Annotated in this window: 17 protein-coding genes; 14 read left to right on the top strand and 3 right to left on the bottom strand. The window is 55.3% G+C overall.

What is annotated here, in order from left to right; genetic code table 11:
* The first annotated feature begins 48 nt into the window (after window positions 1-48).
* The 11 genes from ABNH18_RS09605 (at window position 49) to ABNH18_RS09655 (ending at window position 11,811) form a co-directional block, all read left to right on the top strand.
* On the top strand, window positions 49-519 hold the full coding sequence (locus tag ABNH18_RS09605) for a F0F1 ATP synthase subunit B (protein WP_349382601.1): 471 nt from the start codon (window positions 49-51) through the stop codon (window positions 517-519).
* A gap of 15 nt (window positions 520-534) precedes the next feature.
* A complete protein-coding gene (locus ABNH18_RS09610) occupies window positions 535-1,071 on the top strand; it encodes a F0F1 ATP synthase subunit delta (protein ID WP_349382602.1) in 537 nt (178 codons plus the stop codon).
* 16 nt (window positions 1,072-1,087) lie between these two features.
* A complete protein-coding gene (gene atpA, locus ABNH18_RS09615) occupies window positions 1,088-2,632 on the top strand; it encodes a F0F1 ATP synthase subunit alpha (protein ID WP_323774881.1) in 1,545 nt (514 codons plus the stop codon).
* Between the two features lie 23 nt (window positions 2,633-2,655).
* The gene (gene atpG, locus ABNH18_RS09620) at window positions 2,656-3,516 is read left to right on the top strand and encodes a F0F1 ATP synthase subunit gamma (protein WP_349382603.1); all 861 of its coding nucleotides are present in this window, start codon (window positions 2,656-2,658) and stop codon (window positions 3,514-3,516) included.
* Window positions 3,517-3,565: 49 nt separating this feature from the next.
* Window positions 3,566-4,948: a F0F1 ATP synthase subunit beta gene (gene atpD / locus ABNH18_RS09625; RefSeq protein ID WP_323774883.1), complete on the top strand. Its 1,383-nt coding sequence runs from the start codon at window positions 3,566-3,568 to the stop codon at window positions 4,946-4,948.
* Window positions 4,949-4,970: 22 nt separating this feature from the next.
* A complete protein-coding gene (locus tag ABNH18_RS09630) occupies window positions 4,971-5,390 on the top strand; it encodes a F0F1 ATP synthase subunit epsilon (protein ID WP_349382604.1) in 420 nt (139 codons plus the stop codon).
* Window positions 5,391-5,551: 161 nt separating this feature from the next.
* The gene (glmU, locus tag ABNH18_RS09635) at window positions 5,552-6,910 is read left to right on the top strand and encodes a bifunctional UDP-N-acetylglucosamine diphosphorylase/glucosamine-1-phosphate N-acetyltransferase GlmU (protein ID WP_349382605.1); all 1,359 of its coding nucleotides are present in this window, start codon (window positions 5,552-5,554) and stop codon (window positions 6,908-6,910) included.
* Window positions 6,911-7,082: 172 nt separating this feature from the next.
* Window positions 7,083-8,912, top strand: a complete 1,830-nt coding sequence (gene glmS, locus ABNH18_RS09640) for a glutamine--fructose-6-phosphate transaminase (isomerizing) (protein WP_349382606.1) — start codon at window positions 7,083-7,085, stop codon at window positions 8,910-8,912.
* A gap of 636 nt (window positions 8,913-9,548) precedes the next feature.
* Window positions 9,549-10,007, top strand: a complete 459-nt coding sequence (locus tag ABNH18_RS09645; protein WP_349382607.1) for a hypothetical protein — start codon at window positions 9,549-9,551, stop codon at window positions 10,005-10,007.
* Window positions 10,008-10,094: 87 nt separating this feature from the next.
* Window positions 10,095-10,688, top strand: coding sequence for a hypothetical protein (locus tag ABNH18_RS09650; RefSeq protein WP_349382608.1), 594 nt, complete (start codon window positions 10,095-10,097; stop codon window positions 10,686-10,688).
* Between the two features lies 1 nt (window position 10,689).
* Window positions 10,690-11,811 (top strand): DUF262 domain-containing protein, encoded by a 1,122-nt coding sequence (locus tag ABNH18_RS09655; RefSeq protein WP_349382609.1) that lies wholly within the window; start codon window positions 10,690-10,692, stop codon window positions 11,809-11,811.
* Window positions 11,812-11,945: 134 nt separating this feature from the next.
* On the opposite strand, the gene ABNH18_RS09660 is transcribed toward ABNH18_RS09655, so the two are convergent.
* Window positions 11,946-12,746: an SDR family NAD(P)-dependent oxidoreductase gene (locus tag ABNH18_RS09660; RefSeq protein ID WP_349382610.1), complete on the bottom strand. Its 801-nt coding sequence runs from the start codon at window positions 12,744-12,746 to the stop codon at window positions 11,946-11,948.
* A gap of 104 nt (window positions 12,747-12,850) precedes the next feature.
* Between ABNH18_RS09660 and ABNH18_RS09665 the strand changes: the two genes are divergently transcribed.
* Window positions 12,851-13,120, top strand: a complete 270-nt coding sequence (locus ABNH18_RS09665; protein ID WP_349382611.1) for a hypothetical protein — start codon at window positions 12,851-12,853, stop codon at window positions 13,118-13,120.
* 66 nt (window positions 13,121-13,186) lie between these two features.
* Here ABNH18_RS09665 and ABNH18_RS09670 read toward each other — a convergent pair whose 3' ends face one another.
* Both ABNH18_RS09670 and ABNH18_RS09675 read right to left on the bottom strand, forming a co-directional pair.
* On the bottom strand, window positions 13,187-14,227 hold the full coding sequence (locus tag ABNH18_RS09670) for a YHYH protein (protein ID WP_349382612.1): 1,041 nt from the start codon (window positions 14,225-14,227) through the stop codon (window positions 13,187-13,189).
* A 119-nt stretch (window positions 14,228-14,346) separates the two neighbouring features.
* Window positions 14,347-14,790 (bottom strand): hypothetical protein, encoded by a 444-nt coding sequence (locus ABNH18_RS09675; protein WP_349382613.1) that lies wholly within the window; start codon window positions 14,788-14,790, stop codon window positions 14,347-14,349.
* A 236-nt stretch (window positions 14,791-15,026) separates the two neighbouring features.
* Between ABNH18_RS09675 and ABNH18_RS09680 the strand changes: the two genes are divergently transcribed.
* Together ABNH18_RS09680 and ABNH18_RS09685 are read left to right on the top strand one after the other, a co-directional pair.
* Window positions 15,027-18,299: a carboxyl transferase domain-containing protein gene (locus tag ABNH18_RS09680; RefSeq protein WP_349382614.1), complete on the top strand. Its 3,273-nt coding sequence runs from the start codon at window positions 15,027-15,029 to the stop codon at window positions 18,297-18,299.
* 251 nt (window positions 18,300-18,550) lie between these two features.
* Window positions 18,551-19,897 (top strand): Na+/H+ antiporter NhaC family protein, encoded by a 1,347-nt coding sequence (locus tag ABNH18_RS09685; RefSeq protein ID WP_349382615.1) that lies wholly within the window; start codon window positions 18,551-18,553, stop codon window positions 19,895-19,897.
* Window positions 19,898-19,904: the final 7 nt, after the last annotated feature.

The raw sequence follows: 19,904 nt of genomic DNA on the forward strand, positions 1-19,904 counted from the left end.
AAGCCCCGATTTAGGGAAATCTAAAGCAACGCGGATTGAGGTGTTGGCATGAATATTAATGCGACACTAATTGGCCAGGCCATTTGGTTTGCCCTGTTTGTGTTCTTCTGCATGAAGTTCGTTTGGCCCCCGATTTCACGGGCGCTGGATGAGCGTAAGCAGAAGATTGCCGAAGGCCTGAGTGCCGCGGATCGGGCAGAGCGTGATCTGGAACTGGCGCAGGAAAAGGCGACCGCCAATCTCAAAGAATCTAAAGAGAAGGCGGCCGAAATTATTGATCAGGCCAATCGCCGGGCTAATCAGATTGTGGAAGAGGCAAAAGATGCAGCGCGCACCGAAGGTGAGCGACTGATTGCCAAAGCACACTCTGAGATTGACCAAGAGGTTAATCAGGCTCGCGAGCAATTGCGTAAAGAAGTGGCTGTGCTGGCGTTGAGCGGTGCCGAAAAGGTACTGGGCAATGAAGTAAACCAGGACGCACACTCGCAGTTGCTTGAGCAGCTGGCGGCTGAACTCTGAGAATACGGGTAACCCATGGCTGAACTGACCACCATCGCACGCCCCTACGCCAAGGCCGCATTTGTGTTCGCTAAAGAACACGATGCCCTGGAGCAGTGGGAGAAGATGCTGGGCCTGGCAGCAGCAGTGGCAGGTGATGCCTCCATGCGTGCCTACCTTGACCAGCCGGAACTGGATGACGCCACCAAGGCTTCTGCTTTTGCAGAAGTCTGTGGTGATGAGCTGGACGAAAGCGCGCGCAACTTTGTTGCGCAACTGACGCAAAACAAGCGTCTGCCGCTTTTGCCAATCATCCTGCAACTGTTCCACGAGCTTCTGGCCGAACAGCAGCAGTTCACCGATGTGGAGATGATCTCTGCATTCGAGTTGGACGATGCCGCTACCGACAAGCTGGTAGCAGCGCTTAAGAAACGCCTTGGAACGGAAGTGAATGTCACCACTTCCGTCGACCAATCTCTGATTGGGGGCGTGCTGGTGCGAGCCGGCGATACCGTAATTGATGGCAGTGTGCGCGGCCGACTTAACCGTCTGGCAGAGCAACTGAACTCTTGAGTTTGAGGGATTAGAGATGCAGCAACTCAACCCGTCCGAAATCAGCGAGATTATCAAGTCGCGCATCGCGAAACTTGATACCTCCACCGAAGCACGCAACGAAGGTACGGTGGTTTCCGTATCTGATGGTATTGTGCGCATTCATGGTCTGGCCGACGTGATGTTCGGCGAGATGATCGAGTTTGAGGGCGGCATCTACGGCATGGCCCTTAACCTGGAGCAAGACTCTGTCGGCGCCGTGGTACTGGGTGATTACCTGGGCCTGGCCGAAGGTCAAAAGGTCCGTTGTACCGGTCGTATTCTGGAAGTCCCCACTGGCCCCGAAATGCTGGGTCGTGTGGTTGACGCTCTGGGTAACCCGATCGATGGTAAAGGCCCGATTGAAGCCAAACAGACCGATGCGGTTGAAAAGGTAGCGCCTGGCGTTATCTGGCGTCGTGAAGTTAACGAGCCTGTGCAAACCGGTTACAAGTCTATCGATGCCATGGTGCCAATCGGCCGTGGTCAGCGTGAGCTGATCATCGGTGACCGCCAGATCGGTAAGACGGCTGTCGCGGTTGATGCGATCATCAACCAGAAAGACTCCGGCATTAAGTGTGTCTACGTTGCCATCGGCCAGAAGCAGTCCACCATTGCTAACGTGGTGCGCAAGCTGGAAGAGCATGGCGCGATGGAAAACACCATCATCGTTGCCGCTTCCGCGTCTGACCCCGCTTCCATGCAGTTCCTGGCACCGTTTGCCGGTTGCACCATGGGCGAGTACTTCCGTGACCGCGGCGAAGATGCACTGATCGTTTATGATGATTTGACCAAGCAAGCCTGGGCGTATCGTCAGATCTCCCTGCTGCTGCGTCGTCCGCCGGGTCGTGAAGCTTACCCTGGTGACGTGTTCTACCTGCACTCCCGTCTGCTGGAGCGCGCCGCCAAGGTAAACGAAGATTACGTTGAGCAGTTCACCAACGGTGAAGTGAAAGGCAAAACCGGTTCTCTGACCGCACTGCCAATCATTGAAACCCAGGGTGGTGACGTTTCTGCCTTCGTACCGACCAACGTGATTTCCATTACCGATGGTCAGATCTTCCTGGAAACCGACCTGTTCAACTCCGGCATTCGCCCGGCGATGAACGCCGGTGTGTCTGTATCCCGTGTAGGTGGTGCAGCCCAGACCAAGATCGTGAAGAAGCTGGGTGGTGGTATTCGTCTGGCACTGGCTCAGTACCGTGAACTGGCGGCATTCGCCCAGTTCGCTTCTGACCTGGATGACTCCACACGTGAACAGCTGGAGCATGGTCAGGCCGTTACCGAGCTGATGAAGCAGAAGCAGTACAGCCCCATGAGCGTTGCTGAAATGGGTGTTGTGCTCTACGCCGCCAACGAAGGCTACCTGAAAGGTATGGCTGTCGAGAAAATCGGCCCCTTCGAAGCGGCACTGCTGGACTACATGAACAGCGAAAAGAAAGCGTTGATGGATAAAATCAACGAGAAGGGTGACTACAACGGCGAGATCGAAGCTGAGATCAAAGAATCTCTCGATCAGTTCAAAGCCACCCAGACCTGGTAATTCGCTGATAAAGGAACGTTCCTATGGCCAGCGGTAAAGAGATCAAAGGCAAGATTGCCAGCGTCCAAAGCACGAAGAAAATTACCCGTGCAATGGAAATGGTAGCAGCCTCCAAGATGCGTAAGGCGCAAGAGCGTATGACGGCAAGCAAGCCGTACGCCAGCCGTATGCGTCAGGTGGTTGCTCACCTGGCTAACGCCGATCTGGAATACCGGCACGTTTACCTGCAAGAGCGGGAAGTGAAGAACGTTGGCTACATCGTAGTGAGCTCCGATCGGGGCCTCTGCGGTGGCCTCAACGTCAACCTGCTCAAGAATGTCGTCAAAGGCGCGAAAGAGTGGGAAGAAAAAGGCGCTAAAGTTCGCTACTGCGTAGTGGGCTCCAAGGGCATGTCTTTCTTCAAAAGCGTTGGCGGTAACGTGGAAGCGAACGTCACAGGCCTGGGGGATACCCCGCACCTGAATGACCTGATCGGTTCCATCAAGGTGATGCTGGATGCCTACGAAAGTGGTGAGATCGACCGTTTGTACATTGTGTACAACGAATTCGTGAACACCATGACCCAGTCGCCCAAGAACATTCAGTTGCTGCCACTTGAAGCGGGTAGCGATGAAGAGCTGAAGCGCCACTGGGACTACATTTACGAGCCGGCCCCGAAAGAGCTGCTCGACGAACTGCTGGTGCGGTTCATTGAGTCTCAGGTGTATCAGGGTGTGGTTGAAAACAATGCCTGTGAGCAGGCAGCGCGTATGATCGCCATGAAGGCCGCCAGCGATAACGCCGGTGACATCATTCGTGATCTGCAATTGGTGTACAACAAAGCGCGCCAGGCTGCTATTACGCAGGAAATCTCCGAAATCGTTGGTGGTGCTGCTGCGGTTTAATCGTCAAGCAGATTAACGCGGCAAAAACGCAAGTTAAGAGGATGCAAGCATGAGTAGCGGTCGTATTGTTCAGATCATCGGTGCTGTGATCGACGTGGAATTTCCACGCGAAACCGTACCGAAGGTATATGACGCCCTCTCCGTGGACGGTACTGAAACTACCCTGGAAGTTCAGCAACAGCTGGGCGACGGCGTAGTCCGTACTATCGCCATGGGCTCCACCGAAGGTCTGAAGCGCGGCCTTGGCGTGACTGATAACGGCGAGCCGATTCAGGTTCCTGTCGGCACCAAGACATTGGGCCGTATCATGGACGTGCTGGGTCGCCCAATCGATGAGGCTGGCCCCATCGGTGAAGAAGAGCGCATGCCGATTCACCGTGCTGCGCCTACTTATGCAGATCAGGCAGCCACCAACGAACTGCTGGAAACCGGCATCAAGGTAATCGACCTGGTTTGTCCTTTCGCCAAAGGCGGTAAGGTTGGCCTGTTCGGTGGTGCGGGTGTAGGTAAAACCGTAAACATGATGGAGCTGATCCGGAACATCGCGATCGAGCACTCCGGTTTCTCCGTGTTTGCCGGTGTGGGTGAGCGTACTCGTGAGGGTAACGACTTCTACCACGAAATGAAGGATTCCAACGTACTGGATAAGGTATCGCTGGTTTACGGTCAGATGAACGAGCCACCTGGTAACCGTCTGCGTGTTGCGCTGACCGGTCTGACCATGGCCGAGAAGTTCCGTGACGAAGGTCGCGACGTACTGTTCTTCGTAGATAACATCTACCGTTACACATTGGCCGGTACCGAAGTATCTGCACTGCTGGGCCGTATGCCTTCAGCGGTAGGTTACCAGCCGACTCTGGCGGAAGAGATGGGCGTTCTGCAGGAGCGTATTACTTCCACCAAGACCGGTTCTATCACCTCCGTACAGGCGGTATACGTACCGGCGGATGACTTGACTGACCCGTCTCCGGCAACCACTTTCGCGCACTTGGATTCCACTGTATCCCTGAGCCGTGATATCGCTTCCAAGGGTATCTACCCGGCGATCGACCCGCTGGATTCCACTTCTCGTCAGCTGGATCCGCTGGTTATCGGTCAAGAGCACTACGACATCGCGCGTGGCGTTCAAACCGTACTGCAGCGCTTCAAAGAGCTGAAGGACATCATCGCCATCCTGGGTATGGACGAACTGTCAGAAGACGATAAACTGACCGTATCTCGTGCCCGTAAGATCGAGCGTTACCTGTCCCAGCCGTTCTTCGTGGCCGAAGTATTTACTGGCTCCCCGGGCAAGTATGTTTCCCTGAAAGACACCCTCGCGGGCTTCAAGGGCATTCTTGGCGGTGATTACGATCACATCCCGGAGCAGGACTTCTACATGAAGGGCTCTATCGACGAAGTGATCGAAGCCTACAACAAGCGTAGCAAGTAACCTGCACCCGGGAGACAAGCAAATGGCGATGACCGTGCATTGCGACATTGTAAGTGCAGAACGCCAGCTGTTCTCCGGCTTGGTTGAAATCGTGGTAGCTTCCGGTGTGGAAGGCGACCTCGGTATCATGCCTGGCCACGCCCCGCTGCTGACCCGGCTCAAGCCGGGCCCGGTACGGGTGAAGAAGCAGAATGGTGAAGAAGAAGTGTTCTACGTATCCGGCGGCTTCCTGGAAGTGCAGCCCAAGCTGGTGACTGTACTGGCGGATACTGCTGAGCGCGCTGAAAACATGGACGCCGCTGAAGCTGAGCGTGCCAAAGCCCGTGCCAAAGAAGCGCTGGAAGGCAAGAGTTCCGAAATGGATTACTCCCGTGCCGCCGCCACTCTGGCAGAAGCTGTTGCACAGCTACGAGCGATTCAGCAGTTGAAGAAGAAGCGGTAAGTATCTTTTGCAATTCTTCAACACAGAAAGGGGTAGCCAAGTGCTACCCTTTTTTGTTTCTGTCGTTGTGAGATGGCAAGTTAACGGATGACGTTGCAGAAACTGAAGTGGCGCGGTGGTATAACAAGGCACTAGCGACAGCAAGAAGACAAGGACAGGGTATGAGTCTAGCAGTAGTGATTCTGGCGGCGGGCAAGGGAACGCGAATGAAAAGCGCCCTGCCCAAAGTGCTCCACGCAGTGGCAGGTAAGCCCATGGTGCAGCACGTGGTCGATGCGGCAGCGTCGCTGGACCCGGCTAACATTGTCATCGTGTACGGTCACGGTGGTGACAAAGTCAAAGCCACAGTAACAGGCCAGCAACTGGCCTGGGCAGAGCAGGCCGAACAGCTCGGCACCGGCCATGCGGTGGCGCAAGCCATGCCCCATGTGAAAGAGGACATGGTGCTGGTGCTGTATGGCGATGTGCCGTTGATCCGCCCGGAAACCCTGAAAGACTTCGTTGCGTCGGTAGACGACAACACCCTGGCACTGATGACGCTGACCCTGGACAACCCCAACGGCTACGGCCGTATTGTTCGTGATGGCCAGAACAACGTGCAGCGTATCGTTGAGCAGAAAGATGCCAGCGAAGCCGAGCTGGGGATTCAGGAAATCAATACCGGCATTCTGGCGTGTTCGCGCCGTTTTCTGGACGAAAGCCTGCCCAAACTTTCCAGCAACAATGCCCAAGGTGAGTACTATCTCACCGACCTCATCGCCATGGCGTCCCAGTCCGGTCTGAACGTGGAAACGTTGCAGCCTAACGAAGGTTGGGAAGTGGATGGGGTGAATGACCGCGTGCAGTTGTCACGTCTTGAGCGCATTTTTCAGCAGGCCCAGGCGGAAACGCTAATGCGCGACGGGGTCACCCTGCGCGACCCGGCCCGGCTGGATATTCGCGGCACCGTGCAAATTGCCAGTGACGTGATTATTGATGTGAACGTCATCCTCGATGGCGACGTCACCATTGAAGAAGGCGTGGTTATCGGCCCCAACTGTATCCTGCGCGATGCCAACATCGGTGCCGGTACCGTTATTGAAGCCAATACCCTGATCGACGGTGCCATCGTTGGTGAAAACTGCCAGCTCGGGCCCTATGCGCGCCTGCGCCCGGGCACCGAACTGGCCGACAACGCCAAAGTCGGTAACTTCGTAGAAACCAAGAAGTCCTACATTGGCGAAGGCTCCAAGGTAAACCACCTCACCTACATCGGCGACAGCCAGATCGGTAAAGGGGTCAACGTGGGCGCCGGCACCATCACCTGCAATTATGATGGTGCCAACAAATTCCAGACAGTGATGAAAGACGGTGCCTTCATCGGCTCCAATTCCTCACTGGTTGCACCCGTGACGATTGGCGAAAATGCCACCGTCGGTGCAGGCAGCACCATCACCAAAGATGTAGACGACAACGGCCTGGCGGTCGCCCGCGGCCAGCAGCGTAACGTCAGCGACTGGAAACGTCCGAAAAAGAAATAAGAAGTCTCTGAAAACCGGAACATCACTGATTGCTGTGGGATGAACATCGCTTCCCACAATAGAACGGGGTTTGCAGAGCGTCGAGAATTCGTTGGAGCCATGCTCGCATGGCGAATAGACACGGCAGTGATCCCACAAAGACTGCCGGCAAGCAATATTCAAGGAAACCAACATGTGTGGAATCGTCGGGGCCATTGCCCAGCGTAATGTCACCAATATCCTGATCACCGGTCTTAAGCGACTCGAGTACCGGGGTTATGACAGTGCCGGTGTGGCGCTGCTCAACGATAGCGGTATCAGCCGTGTCCGTCGTCAGGGCAAAGTGGCCGGGCTGGAAGAGGCTGTTCAGGAAGCACAAACCCAGGGTTTCACCGGCATTGCCCACACCCGCTGGGCCACCCACGGCAAGCCTTCTGAGCCTAATTCGCACCCACACATGTCAGGCAACGATTTGGCGCTGGTGCATAACGGCATCATCGAAAACTTCCAGGCGCTCAAAGATGAACTGGAAGCGGCGGGTTATCACTTTGAATCGCAAACCGATACCGAAGTGATCGTTCACCTGGTGCATCAGGCGCTGGATACTGGCTTGAACCTGTTCGACGCCGTGCAGACCGTCACCAAAAAACTCCACGGTGCCTATGCGCTGGGTGTCATTCACGCTTCGGAACCGCATAAGCTGGTCACCGTTCGCTCTGGTAGCCCGCTGGTCATTGGTTTGGGTATCGACGAAAACTACATCGCGTCGGACCAGCTGGCCCTGCTGCCGGTCACCAACCGCTTTATCTTCCTGGAAGAAGGCGACCAGGCGGAAATCACCACCGATAACGTGCGCATTGTCGATGCGGCAGGTAACCCGGTAACCCGTGACGCCCATGAGTTTGACGGCACCCACGAAGATGCGGAAAAGGGTGAATACCGCCATTACATGCAAAAGGAAATCTTCGAGCAGCCGGCGGCTATTCAGCGCACCCTGGAAGGTCGTATTGATGGACCGGCAGCCCTGATCGAATCCTTCGGTGAAAAAGCCCCAGCGATTTTCGACAAGGTAAAAACCGTCCAGATCGTCGCCTGCGGTACCAGCTACCACGCCGGTATGGTGGCCCGTTACTGGCTGGAAGATATCGCCGGCATTCCCTGCCAGGTGGAAGTGGCCAGTGAATTCCGCTATCGCAAGCACGTGGTGCCAGAAGGCACGCTGTTCGTCACCATCTCCCAGAGTGGTGAAACCGCCGATACCCTGGCCGCCCTGCGCGACACCCAGTCACCCAACTATGTGGGTCGCCTGGCCGTGTGTAACGTGGATAGCTCCTCGCTGGTGCGCGAATCGGAACTGGTGTTCCTGACCAAGGCCGGACCGGAAATCGGCGTTGCCTCCACCAAGGCGTTTACGACTCAGTTGGTTGGGTTGTTGATGCTGGTGCTGGCACTGGGCCGCCAAAAGGGCCTGGCCGATAGCGAAATCGAAAAAATTCTCGAAGAACTTCGCCAGTTGCCCAACCTGATTGAACAGGCGGCAGCGCTGGACAAGCCCATCGAAAAACTCTCCGAAGCCTTCGTGGAAAAACACCATGCCCTGTTCCTGGGCCGTGGCGTACAGTTCCCGGTCGCCCTGGAAGGGGCACTCAAGCTCAAGGAGATTTCCTACATCCACGCCGAAGCCTATGCGGCGGGTGAGCTGAAGCATGGCCCCCTGGCGTTGGTAGACAGCGAGATGCCGGTGGTATCCGTGGCCCCTAATGACGAGCTGCTGGAAAAGCTGAAATCTAACCTGCAGGAAGTGCGTGCCCGCGGCGGCGAACTGTATGTCTTCGCCGACAAAAACGCCCACGTGAAAGAAGGCGAAGGCATACACGTGCTGAACATGCCGGCGATACCGGAAACCATCTCCCCCATCGTATATACCGTGCCGTTGCAGTTGCTCAGCTACCATGTGGCGGTGCTGCGGGGGACGGATGTGGATCAGCCGAGGAATCTGGCCAAATCGGTGACGGTGGAATAATCGTCACTGGCACAAAAAAGCCCGGCATTCGCCGGGCTTTTTTGTGGGTGTCTGCGGGCAAGCATAATCTTAGCTTTGCCGAAAGCGTCGCTGGCGGCGCGATAGTTGGCCTGATCCGATATTTTTCGCAGCTCTCCTGCTAAGCGAACACACACACAAGTATCCGGTAAGTGCGGACTTCACCGTTTTCAGCGGAAAGCGCCCAGGCAATAACGCGCACCTTAGATCCGGGGTCATAACTTTCATCGTGTATTCGAGCGCACGATGCAAGACCTGACCCCCAACGTTCCGTGACCCCCAACGTTCCGTTAGTGTAGGCAAACCCCGACTAGTCCCATGCTCAACAGATGGGCTTTACTGGCTTGTAAGATATGGCTTACAGAAAACTCTAAATGCTTGATATAAAGTGGATTTGTAGAGAGGGATCGTTTTGCCAAACAGCACGTTCGTACTGGCATTATGTCGAACGTTCGCGATTTTCCAGTTGGGATAGGTTCTCAACTTGCTGGTAAGCTTCTGACCAATATTAAATTAATCGTGGCTGATCTTGTAAGCCAAAAACAATTATGTCGAATTGAGTTAAGTCGATTCGTTCGTCTTAATACGCTGTTAAGTTCGAAGGCGGGAGGTGATCGAGTGGAATTGAATGCAGATTTAGATAGCCTATCTAGCAATTTTTTCAGAGAGTTTTCGCGTTCAGAATATGCTTTGAAGGCTGCGGGATTCCACAATGGAGAAGGCAATGCGCAGGCGAACTGGGCCGCGTTCGCTTTGCAGGTTGAGCCATATATCCAGAACCCAGGCGACGCTTCTGTCTCTGAGGCAATCAAATTCATTCTCCATGAACCGCCAAAAAAGCAGATAATCCGAGACGGCTTGATTCAATGGGACGCTGCAGAACCAAACCATAATTCCCAGGCTGAAAATCTATTTGTTTATATCCGACGGGTGAGAAATAACCTATTTCATGGTGGAAAATTCAATGGGCATTGGTTTGCGCCAGAAAGAAGTGAGGCATTAATAACCTGCTCGTTGGTTGTTCTGAAGGCGTGTATCAACCAAATAGTCTCCACGAGAGAGGCCTACAATGGATAAGAAATTAAAAGAGCCTGCATGCCGACCTTCGGCGGCTGAAGCGGGCGTTAAGATCCAGCAATAAATCCTCCAGTAAAATGATGGCTTATGAATGAAGTGAAAAGAGAGTTTTTAGAGGATCTGGTAAGCGCGCCACCTGATTTGGTCGCGTCAGTGTGGATATTAAATCGAACACCATACCCTTTTGATGGTGACACACGACTATATGAGAATTGGCGTCGAGAGCTAGCGCAAAGAATTGAAGTGGACTCTTCTGAGATCGTTGTTACTGGAAGTGGCGCATTCGGCGTTAGCTTGAACCCAAACAAGAATTTTCGCGAGTTTAATTGCCGATCAGATATCGATGTTGCGGTTATTTCAGATTATTTCTTCACTTCATCTTGGCGCTATTTGAGAAACTTAGGTTCTGGCATACACGGCTTGCCTCAGCCAGCCAAGCAGTCTGTTCGCGATCATGTGCAGAAGTATATCTATTGGGGAACGATTGCGACAGATAAGCTGCTACCGTACCTACCATTTGGAAAAAAATGGCTAGAGGCTTTGGATGACATGTCAAAAATCGCTCCGACTGTGGGTCGAGATATAAAGATCAGAGTGTATAAAGATTTCGATAGCCTTAGGTCTTACCAAGTAAATAACTTGAAGAACCTAAGAGCTCAAGAGTTAGAAAAGGGGTTGTGATATGTCAAGATTTCTAAATACGACAAATAGAACTGTCGTTTGGTTTAAAAAAACAAATGACGCTGGCGATCTTCAAATGAAGCCGCCATTCCAAAGGAATCCGGTTTGGACTTGGCCACAAAAAAGCTACCTTATAGATAGCATATTGAATGGATATCCTGTTCCCGAAATTTATATGCAGGAGTTTGTTGATGAAGATGGTAATGAGCAGCATATCATTATCGATGGTCAGCAGAGAATTAGAACTTGCTTAGACTTTATCGAGGGTAAGTTTTCCATAAAAGAAGACGAATCACCCACATGGGGTGGCATGGCCTTTGACGACTTATCAGGAGAAGATAAGAAAAAGATTTTTGGTTATATATTTATCGCCAGGATATTGCCCGAAATGTCTGACGATGCTATTCGGGGTATCTTTCAAAGATTGAACAAAAACGTTGTTGCCCTTAATAAACAAGAGCTTAGACAAGCTACTTACTGGGGGCCTTTTATAAACACGATGCAAGAAATCTCTAACTACAACTATTGGAGTACTACTGGGATATTTACTCCACTTAATGTCCGCCGAATGATGGATGTAGAGTTTATCTCCGAGCTGGCGATCGCTGTTATTCATGGGCATCAGAATAAGAAAGAAACTATTGATAGATATTATCAAGAGTATGAAGATGATTTTGAGCAAAGGGATGAGCTAGTTTCAACCTTTAGAACAGTGATTTATGAACTTGAGCAATTGCTACCAGATATAAAAAATACACGATGGAAAAAGAAGACGGACTTTTACTCTCTGTTCTTGTACCTAGCCTCGCATCATAGTCGACTCCCTTTGACTCAAGAAAAAAGAGGAGAGTTCAGGGAATCTCTCGACAGCTTTTCCACGGAGGTCAATAGCTATATTAGGTCCGACGCAGATGATGAGGAGTTCTCACCGCAGGTAGTGAGTTACGGAAGATCTATTAGGGCATCCTCGGACCTTGGCAACAGAAAAAGAAGGCACTTGGCACTTTGTGAGGTGTTCGATCCTATACTCGACGTAGCAACTCAGGAAGTACCTGCGTCAAAAATGACTCCTCTGCAAGAGGGACTTTTTGATCAGGAGTATCATGATGAGGAAGAATCTTAACAAGTGGCTCAAGCCGACCGGTACTGCGCTGCGCTGCGTCCCGGCGGCTTAGTCCAGGCGTTATATAGGCGAGAGAGCTGATTGATATGGGCGGACGTCCGGGGTCAGGTCTTGCCCCGTGCACCTACCAAAAATTAAACATACCTCACCGCTCCCCCATCCACCCGAATATTCTGGCCATTGATAAACCCTGCCCTCGGACTTGCCAGGAAAATCACCAGGTCCGCCACTTCCTCTCGGGTGGCTAGCCTGCCGCAGGGGTTGGGGAAGTCGTGTTGGACGATGGCTTGTTCCAACGTCATTGTGTCCAGTGACCAGCCTTTCTTTAGTGCGCGATGTTGATAGGCGCGTTCCACCTCGGCTGTTTTGATGAGCCCGGGGGAAACGGTGTTAACAGTAATGCCGGTATCGCTTAATTCTCTTGCCAAACTCACGGTGCTGTTAGAGAGCGCACCTTTAGCGGCGTAGTAATGGGGCATGATGCCGTTGGGTTGATGATCGCCGATGGTACTGAGGTTGATGATGCGTCCCCACTGGTTTGCTTTCATGTGGGGGGTGCAGTGCTGAATCAGCCGTACTGCACTGAGCAAGTTCACATTAGTGGCTTCGATCCATTGCTCAGTAGAAAGGGAGTCCCATTTTCCCGCCAGCGCCGAGCCGTAATTGTTCACCAGGATATCGATGCTCAAGCCGTGATTTCGCAGCTGATCAATCACCTGCTGCGCACCCTCATCGGTAAGAAGGTCACCCACCACCGGTACAATGTTAAAGGCAGGATCAGTGAGAGCGGCCATGGCCGCATCGGCTTCTTGTTGGGTAAAGGCATGGAGCGCCACCGTTGACCCTTCTTGCGCCAGCGTGGTGGCAATTACATTGCCGGTGCCACGGTGAGCACCGCTAACAAGCGCCGTTTTATTCTTGATTTGTAAATCCATGGCGAGGACTCTTCGGCTGATATTTTCCGGGCTGAAAAAAATTCAAAGACACTTGGTGCAGATACATCACCGGATTAAAACGTGGCCGGAGCGTACCGTTATCAATGGTTCGTATTTTTTTCGCCGTGGCTATGGGCTGCGCTGGGCCCATCCTCATGATCAGTGGGCGTTATCGTCTGTATGGGCTTGGTCCTGACACAGATAAGGGCCTCTTCGGTGACATTCTGGCACGTGCCAATGTAGAGGTCATGATGATGACCTTGATACTGGCAAGCCTGGGAGCGTGCTTTGTCTTTGCACGCATCCAGCGCGAGTTGGTTAAGTTGACCGGCATGGGCAACGGCCTTACCCGCCGCGAGGAAGAGTACGAGTAAAAAGAATGTCCGTTGGCGAATCATGGGGTTTATGAATGGCATGGTTTTGTTCCTTTAAGTATTCGCTTATTCGTCGCCAAAAGGGGGTGGTGGCGCACCGGCACCGGGGCCGGGCCCATGGTCACCCGGCTGCGACACCGTTTCACCCCGTAGGCAGCCAATCATCATGTTTTCACTGGGGCTGGCCGCTCGGTAGTGGTAACCGCGAATGTCATCCGTGGTGCCACGGCATTCATCTAACGTGTCGGCTTCATTGCCCTGAGCGTCACGCATGGCATAGATGGCGTAACCATCGGGGGCATATCCAATGAGAGGGGCATAGCCATCATCGCTTTGCTGGACACCGATGCAGCCGGTGGTGGAATGATAGTGATACCCCTGATGCTCATTGATATGGCCGCCACAATCATCAAAGGCCGCAATGGTGTAGCTGCCCAAAATGGCATCAACCGGGGCCGGCCCAGCCAGTTCCGCTCCATCAATGGCCACCCCTACGGTGCGTACCCGTTCAGTGCTTTCACTGGGGATAGGTTTGACCGGGATGAGATAGGTGCGGGTGAAGCCTTCTTCCAGGTAGGCCATTTCACACTCAATGCAGTTTTGCTTGTACTGTTCTTCCACATCCGGTTTGGCGGCACCGAAGCAGGCTTCCTTGGTGGCGGTGTAACGCACCTTTCCGGTTTCTTCATCAAACAGCTGCCAGTTGGGATCGTTGTAATAGTCTGCAAGGCCGGCGATAAATTGGCCTGTGAGATCCACTAAGTCACCTTCGCCATCGGCTGCAAACCAGGCGCCAACGTCTTCCGGGCCGTCATCAAGGTTTCTGGGACAAAAGGGGCCGGGGGAGCGGCCGGTCGGCTCGCCTGCGGTTTTGAGCAAATAGCAGTCGGTTTGGGTGCCGGCAGTGGTTTCACAGTCAACGATTTCGGGGGGTTCGACAAAGGCACCTTCAGTGAACATGGCAGGATTAAGGCCCGGTCCCCAGAGAGAGATTTTGGTGTCCGCTTTGTCGGCTTGGGCGACGCCGTTGCTGTCATCGCCGCAGCCCGTCAGAACAACCAGTAACGTGAGGCCGATGATGTGATGCGGAGCGTGTTGTAATTTCATCGTTATTCCACCTTGATGTGAAGGAATGCCGGGCGTAAATGCGGTGCATACATGAGGCGTAGCCAGGCAGAACATTACAAAGATATCGTGCAAGCCCTATGGAATGGGTTCTTCCTTGTTTACGGTATTTCATCTATTACCGAAGTCGTCAGGCGCTTGAATATGGCTTTGCCATACATTTCGCCGATGGACCAGCTGCCGAGAAGTGTGTGGCCGCTCTGGCTCATTGTTAGCATGTAGCGAACTTTATGGGCGCCGTCCTTAATTATGAGAGGGGCGGTGCTTTCTAGGTCAGAGAAATAGGCCTTGTCGAAAATCACCACACCATCATGGATGGTGCCTGAAATAATGGCAGGGCGCCCCAGCGCCTTGTCATTGCCGTTGGTCCTCAGCTCGATCATGGTGCCCATGAAATCATTGCCATCTGATTCAATCGACACCGACATGGGCACCCGGTTAATGTCCGAGTAACTGTAGTAGCCAACCCACATGCCGGTCAGATCGGTAGCGGTGGCGCTGAAGGAGGCAAGCAACAGTCCAAACAAAACGGTGATTCGTGTCATTGGTATCCCTTCCGGTGTGACCACGGCCCCAGCGCCTTGGCCGTCTTAATCTGAATTGGGACGTTATCACGGCGCTGACGGGAACTCCCGCGTCTTGCCAGAGGAGGGCGGTTACGTCTACTGGTGGCCTGCATTAACCTAATGCATAACCCTCCATGCACCCCGATCAATGCCATCGATAACCCCGACTGGCTACACTGTGGTCTTTGCTTTCACACCCAAGATCGGAGTCCGCCGTGCCCGTGCCGTTTTCTGCCATCCTGATCGCCAACCGTGGCGAAATTGCCATTCGTATTGCTAATGCCTGTGCAGACCTGGGGATTCGGTCCGTGGGGGTGTTTGCGGAGGATGATCAGGCATCGCTGCATGTTCGCCGGGTGGATGAGGCGGTGGCCTTGGCTGGGCGGGGGGTGCCGGCGTATCTGGATGGGGCGCAGTTGATTGCCATTGCCACTGAGCAGGGTTGTGAGGCTATTCATCCGGGCTACGGGTTTCTGGCGGAAAACGCGGACTTTGCCGAGCAGTGTGAACGAGCGGGGCTGATCTTGATCGGGCCGGGTGCGCAGACCCTGCGCCTGTTTGGCGACAAGGCGGCGGCCCGGGCGTTGGCGGCACGCTGCCAGGTGCCGCTGGTGCAGGGCACGGCGCAGGCGGTGACGCTGGACCAAGCGCAGGCGTTTATGGCGTCACTCGGCGGTAGCGCGGTAATGATCAAGGCGTTGAGCGGCGGTGGTGGCCGAGGTATGCGAGCGGTTACTGACCCGGCGGAGCTGGACGTGGCGTATCAGCGCTGCCAGTCAGAAGCGAAAGCGGCCTTTGGCAACGAGGCAGTGTATGTGGAGCAGCTGGTGCCCGCCGCCCGCCATATTGAGGTGCAGGTGCTGGGCGATGGCACGGGGGCGGTGAGCCACCTGTGGGAGCGTGACTGTACCTTGCAGCGCCGTCATCAAAAGCTGGTGGAATTTGCACCCGCGCCGGGGCTGGATGCCGGCCTGCGCGATCGCATTATTCACAGCGCACTGACCCTGGCCGCCGAGGTGAACTATCGGGGCATCGGCACCTTTGAGTTTTTGGTGGAGCCGGAGCAGGAGCGGTTCTACTTTATGGAAGCCAACCCCAGAGTGCAGGTCGAGCACACCGTTACCGAACAAATCACCGGGGTGGATCTGGTGCAAAGCCAGATTCGTCTGGCGGCGGGGGCGAGTCTTGCCGATCTGAATCTGGAAACCGCCCCGCACCAGCATGGCATGGCGGTGCAGTTGCGCCTGAATATGGAAACCCTCAAGGCTGATGGCAGCACCACCCCGGCGGCGGGCACGCTCACCGCCTATGAGCCGGCTAGTGGTTCGGGCATTCGGGTGGATGGCTATGGCTATGCCGGTTACGCGGTGAGCCCGGCCTACGATTCCCTGCTAGCCAAACTGATTGTCAGCGGTGCGGATTATGCGGCGCTGTTGCAGCGCGCCCGTCGCGCCCTGAAACAGACCCGCATTGACGGCGTGCCAAGCAACCTGCCTTTGCTGCAGGCGTTGCTCGCCAGTGAGGCGGTGCAGGCTAACGCCGTCACTACCCGCTATGTGGAAACGCATCTGCCAGCGTTGATGGCGGCGTTGCCGGACACGGCTTCAGCGGTGCAGCCTGCTACCGTTTCTGCCGCGCCAGTACAGGATCCGGCGACGCCTCCCGGCTGTGAAGCCGTGACCAGCCCCACCACCGGGGTGCTGGTCTCGCTGCTAGTACAAGCTGGTGATGCGGTGCAGAACGGTCAGGTGGTAGCGGTATTGGAAGCCATGAAGATGGAATTCGAAGTGCGTGCCACGGTGGCGGGTCGGGTGCAGGGCCTGGCGGCCAATGAGGGGGAGGCTATCAGCGAAGCGTCACCGCTGTTGTTTGTTGAGCCGGGGGATGTGGAAGGCGACGCCATTGCCACCGAAGAAAGTGTGGATCTGGACTATATCCGCCAAGATCTGGCCGAGGTGCTGGAGCGTCATCAGGCCATTAGTGATGCAGGCCGCCCCCAGGCGGTGGAAAAGCGCCACCGCAAGGGCAAGCGCACCGCCCGGGAAAATCTGGATGATCTGCTGGATGCGGACAGCTTCCAGGAATACGGGGCCATGGCGCTGGCCGCCCAGCGTCGCCGCCGCAGTGAGGAAGAATTGCGGGCCCTGAGCCCGGCGGATGGCTTGATCGGCGGGACCGGCACGGTCAATGGTGATGCGTTTGGTGAGCAGGCCGCCCGTGTCATGGCGATCAGTTATGACTACACGGTGTTCGCCGGCACCCAGGGGATGATGAATCACAAGAAGACCGATCGACTGTTGCAACTGGCTGGGAAGTGGAAGATGCCGCTGGTGTTGTTTGCGGAAGGTGGCGGCGGCCGCCCCGGGGACACGGATTTTGTCGGCGTGGCCGGGCTAGACTGCCACACCTTTGCGGCCATGGCGAAACTGTCCGGTGAGGTGCCGTTGGTGGGCATCGGCTCTGGCCGATGTTTTGCCGGGAATGCGGCATTGTTGGGTTGCTGCGATGTGATCATCGCCACCGACGATGCGTCCATCGGCATGGCCGGGCCGGCGATGATTGAAGGCGGTGGCCTGGGCCGTTTTACCCCGGAGCAAGTCGGGCCGGTGAGCGTACAGGCGCCCAACGGTGTGGTGGATGTGCGGGTAAAAGATGAAACCGAGGCAGTGGCGGTGGCCAAACAGTACCTGTCTTATTTTCAAGGCACAGTGACGGACTGGCAGGCGGTGGATCAACGTGAACTGCGCCACCGCATTCCGGAAAAACGCACGCGTGTTTATGACATTCGCACCGTGATCGAAACCCTGGCAGATACCGGTTCGATGCTGGAGCTACGCAAGGCGTTTTCGCCGGGCATGATTACCGCGCTGGTGCGCATCGAAGGCAAACCGTTTGGGTTGATTGCCAACGACCCGGCCTATTTGGGGGGCGCCATCGATGCGGTGGGCGGCGACAAGGCCGCACGCTTTATGCAGCTGTGCGAAGCTTTTGGGCTGCCCATGCTGTCCCTGTGTGACACCCCCGGTTTCATGGTTGGTCCGGAAGCGGAAAAGCAGGCCACCGTGCGCCATGTGTCGCGCATGTTTGTTACCGCCGCCAGCCTCACCGTGCCGTTCTTCACGCTGGTGTTGCGTAAGGGGTATGGGCTGGGTGCCCAGGCCATGGCGGCGGGCAGCTTTCATTCGCCATTGTTCACCGCCGCCTGGCCCAGTGCTGAATTTGGCGCCATGGGCCTGGAAGGGGCGGTGCGATTAGGCTTCGCGAAGGAACTGGCAGAGCAGCCCAGCGAGGAGAAACAACAGCGGCTGTTCGACAAACTGGTGGCCAAGGCCTATCAGCAGGGCAAGGCGCTGAATATGGCCAGCTTTCTGGAGATTGATGCGGTGATTGATCCAGTGGAATCCAGGCAGTGGATTTTGCGTGGGTTGAATGCATCAGGGTTCAAGACGGGGCGCCATGGCGGCCGGCCGTTTGTGGATACGTTCTGAAAAGGCCAGGCGAGCTACGCGTTGCGAAAACCCAGGTAGGAAACCGCTGCAGGAACGTAGCGTAGCGGAGTAACGCACGAGGTGCGGCCTGAAGGGTGAGCGAAGCGGATAACGTCACTCGTGACTCGCAACCTGGCTTATCGCGCCGCCAGCGACGCTCCTACGGAAATGCTAGGTGTGCTTCGCGATGCCTACCGACATGGTTCCGGAATCTCTACACTGGGTCGATCGTTGATTGATCGGGATTCTCCATGGCCGACCCACATAGCCAAGCTGTTCCTTCGCCACGTGCCTGGCCGCTGCTTCCTCTACTGTTTTTTCTGGTGGTGTTCCTGGGCAGCGGACTGTACTACACCTCTGCCGGCACTGATTTCGCGTTTTACCAGATCAAGGCGCCCGTGGTGGCTATGGTCGCCATTGTGTTGTCCATGCTTATGGCGCGGGTGGCCGGGCAGCGTTTGAATGCCAGTGTCGAGAAGCTGCTGGAAGGGATTGGTCATCCCAATATCATTCTCATGTGCCTGGTGTTCTTGCTGGCGGGGGCCTTTGCCAGTGTCAGTGACAGCATTGGCAGTGTGGATGCCACGGTGCACTTGGGGCTGACCATTATTCCTGCCCAATGGGTGCTGCCAGCACTGTTTTTGATTTCAGCTTTTATTGCCACGGCCATGGGCACCTCCATGGGCACCATTGCCGCCACGGCGCCCATTGCGGTGGGCTTTGCCGGGGCCACCGGGTTGCCCATGCCGTTGGCGTTGGGTGCCGTGGTGGGCGGCGCCATGTTTGGTGACAACCTGTCGATGATTTCCGATACCACCATTGCCGCCACCCGCAGCCAGGGTGTCTCGTTGAAAGACAAGTTCCGAGTCAATATCTGGATTGCCTTGCCGGCGGCGCTGGTCACCGTGATGGTGTTGGTGCTACTCGGTGGCGGGGATCATCAGGTGGAAGCCAAGCCGTTCGAGTTTGCGCGGGTGGTGCCTTATCTGCTGGTGTTTGCGCTCGCTCTCAGTGGTCTGAATGTATTGGCAGTGCTGATTATCGGTATCGTCGCGGCGGGGGTGACGGGGATGGTGGTGATGCCGGACTATGGTCTGGCGAGCATCAATGGCGCGATCTACACGGGCTTTGAAGGCATGTTCGAAATCATGCTGTTGTCCATGTTGATTGGTGGCTTGTCCTTGTTGATGACCGACCAGGGCGGTACCCGCTGGGTGATTGAGCGCATCCACGGCCTGACCCGTTGGCTGAAACTGCCCATGCAGCGTGCCGGTGAAGTGGGCATCGCCCTGCTGGTGGTATTCGCCAATGTGTTTGTGGCCAATAATACTGTGGCCATTGTGTTGACCGGTGAAATGGCTCGGGACATTGCCAACGAGCACGGCGTGGACCTGCGACGCTCTGCCAGCCTGATGGATATTTTTTCCTGTGTGGTGCAGGGGGTAATTCCCTACGGCGCCCAGGTACTGCTGGCCTGCTCCATTGCCAAGTTGTCGCCGCTGGCACTGATTGGCTCCATCCATTATTGCTGGGCGTTGGCCATCGCCGGGATGTTGGCGATTGCTTTGAACAGGCCACGGCTGGCCACTGCGGCGTGATAGGCTT

This window comes from Alcanivorax sp. (assembly GCF_040118815.1).
In the GTDB taxonomy this organism is placed as follows: Bacteria; Pseudomonadota; Gammaproteobacteria; order Pseudomonadales; family Alcanivoracaceae; genus Alcanivorax.

Bases quoted from the DNA above. Each gene is read 5' to 3' on its own strand.
- ABNH18_RS09605 (WP_349382601.1), top strand. From the start codon at position 49: ATGAATATTAATGCGACACTAATTGGCCAGGCCATTTGGTTTGCCCTG.
- ABNH18_RS09610 (WP_349382602.1), top strand. From the start codon at position 535: ATGGCTGAACTGACCACCATCGCACGCCCCTACGCCAAGGCCGCATTT.
- atpA (WP_323774881.1), top strand. From the start codon at position 1,088: ATGCAGCAACTCAACCCGTCCGAAATCAGCGAGATTATCAAGTCGCGC.
- atpG (WP_349382603.1), top strand. From the start codon at position 2,656: ATGGCCAGCGGTAAAGAGATCAAAGGCAAGATTGCCAGCGTCCAAAGC.
- atpD (WP_323774883.1), top strand. From the start codon at position 3,566: ATGAGTAGCGGTCGTATTGTTCAGATCATCGGTGCTGTGATCGACGTG.
- ABNH18_RS09630 (WP_349382604.1), top strand. From the start codon at position 4,971: ATGGCGATGACCGTGCATTGCGACATTGTAAGTGCAGAACGCCAGCTG.
- glmU (WP_349382605.1), top strand. From the start codon at position 5,552: ATGAGTCTAGCAGTAGTGATTCTGGCGGCGGGCAAGGGAACGCGAATG.
- glmS (WP_349382606.1), top strand. From the start codon at position 7,083: ATGTGTGGAATCGTCGGGGCCATTGCCCAGCGTAATGTCACCAATATC.
- ABNH18_RS09650 (WP_349382608.1), top strand. From the start codon at position 10,095: ATGAATGAAGTGAAAAGAGAGTTTTTAGAGGATCTGGTAAGCGCGCCA.
- ABNH18_RS09655 (WP_349382609.1), top strand. From the start codon at position 10,690: ATGTCAAGATTTCTAAATACGACAAATAGAACTGTCGTTTGGTTTAAA.
- ABNH18_RS09660 (WP_349382610.1), bottom strand. From the start codon at position 12,746: ATGGATTTACAAATCAAGAATAAAACGGCGCTTGTTAGCGGTGCTCAC.
- ABNH18_RS09665 (WP_349382611.1), top strand. From the start codon at position 12,851: ATGGTTCGTATTTTTTTCGCCGTGGCTATGGGCTGCGCTGGGCCCATC.
- ABNH18_RS09670 (WP_349382612.1), bottom strand. From the start codon at position 14,227: ATGAAATTACAACACGCTCCGCATCACATCATCGGCCTCACGTTACTG.
- ABNH18_RS09675 (WP_349382613.1), bottom strand. From the start codon at position 14,790: ATGACACGAATCACCGTTTTGTTTGGACTGTTGCTTGCCTCCTTCAGC.
- ABNH18_RS09685 (WP_349382615.1), top strand. From the start codon at position 18,551: ATGGCCGACCCACATAGCCAAGCTGTTCCTTCGCCACGTGCCTGGCCG.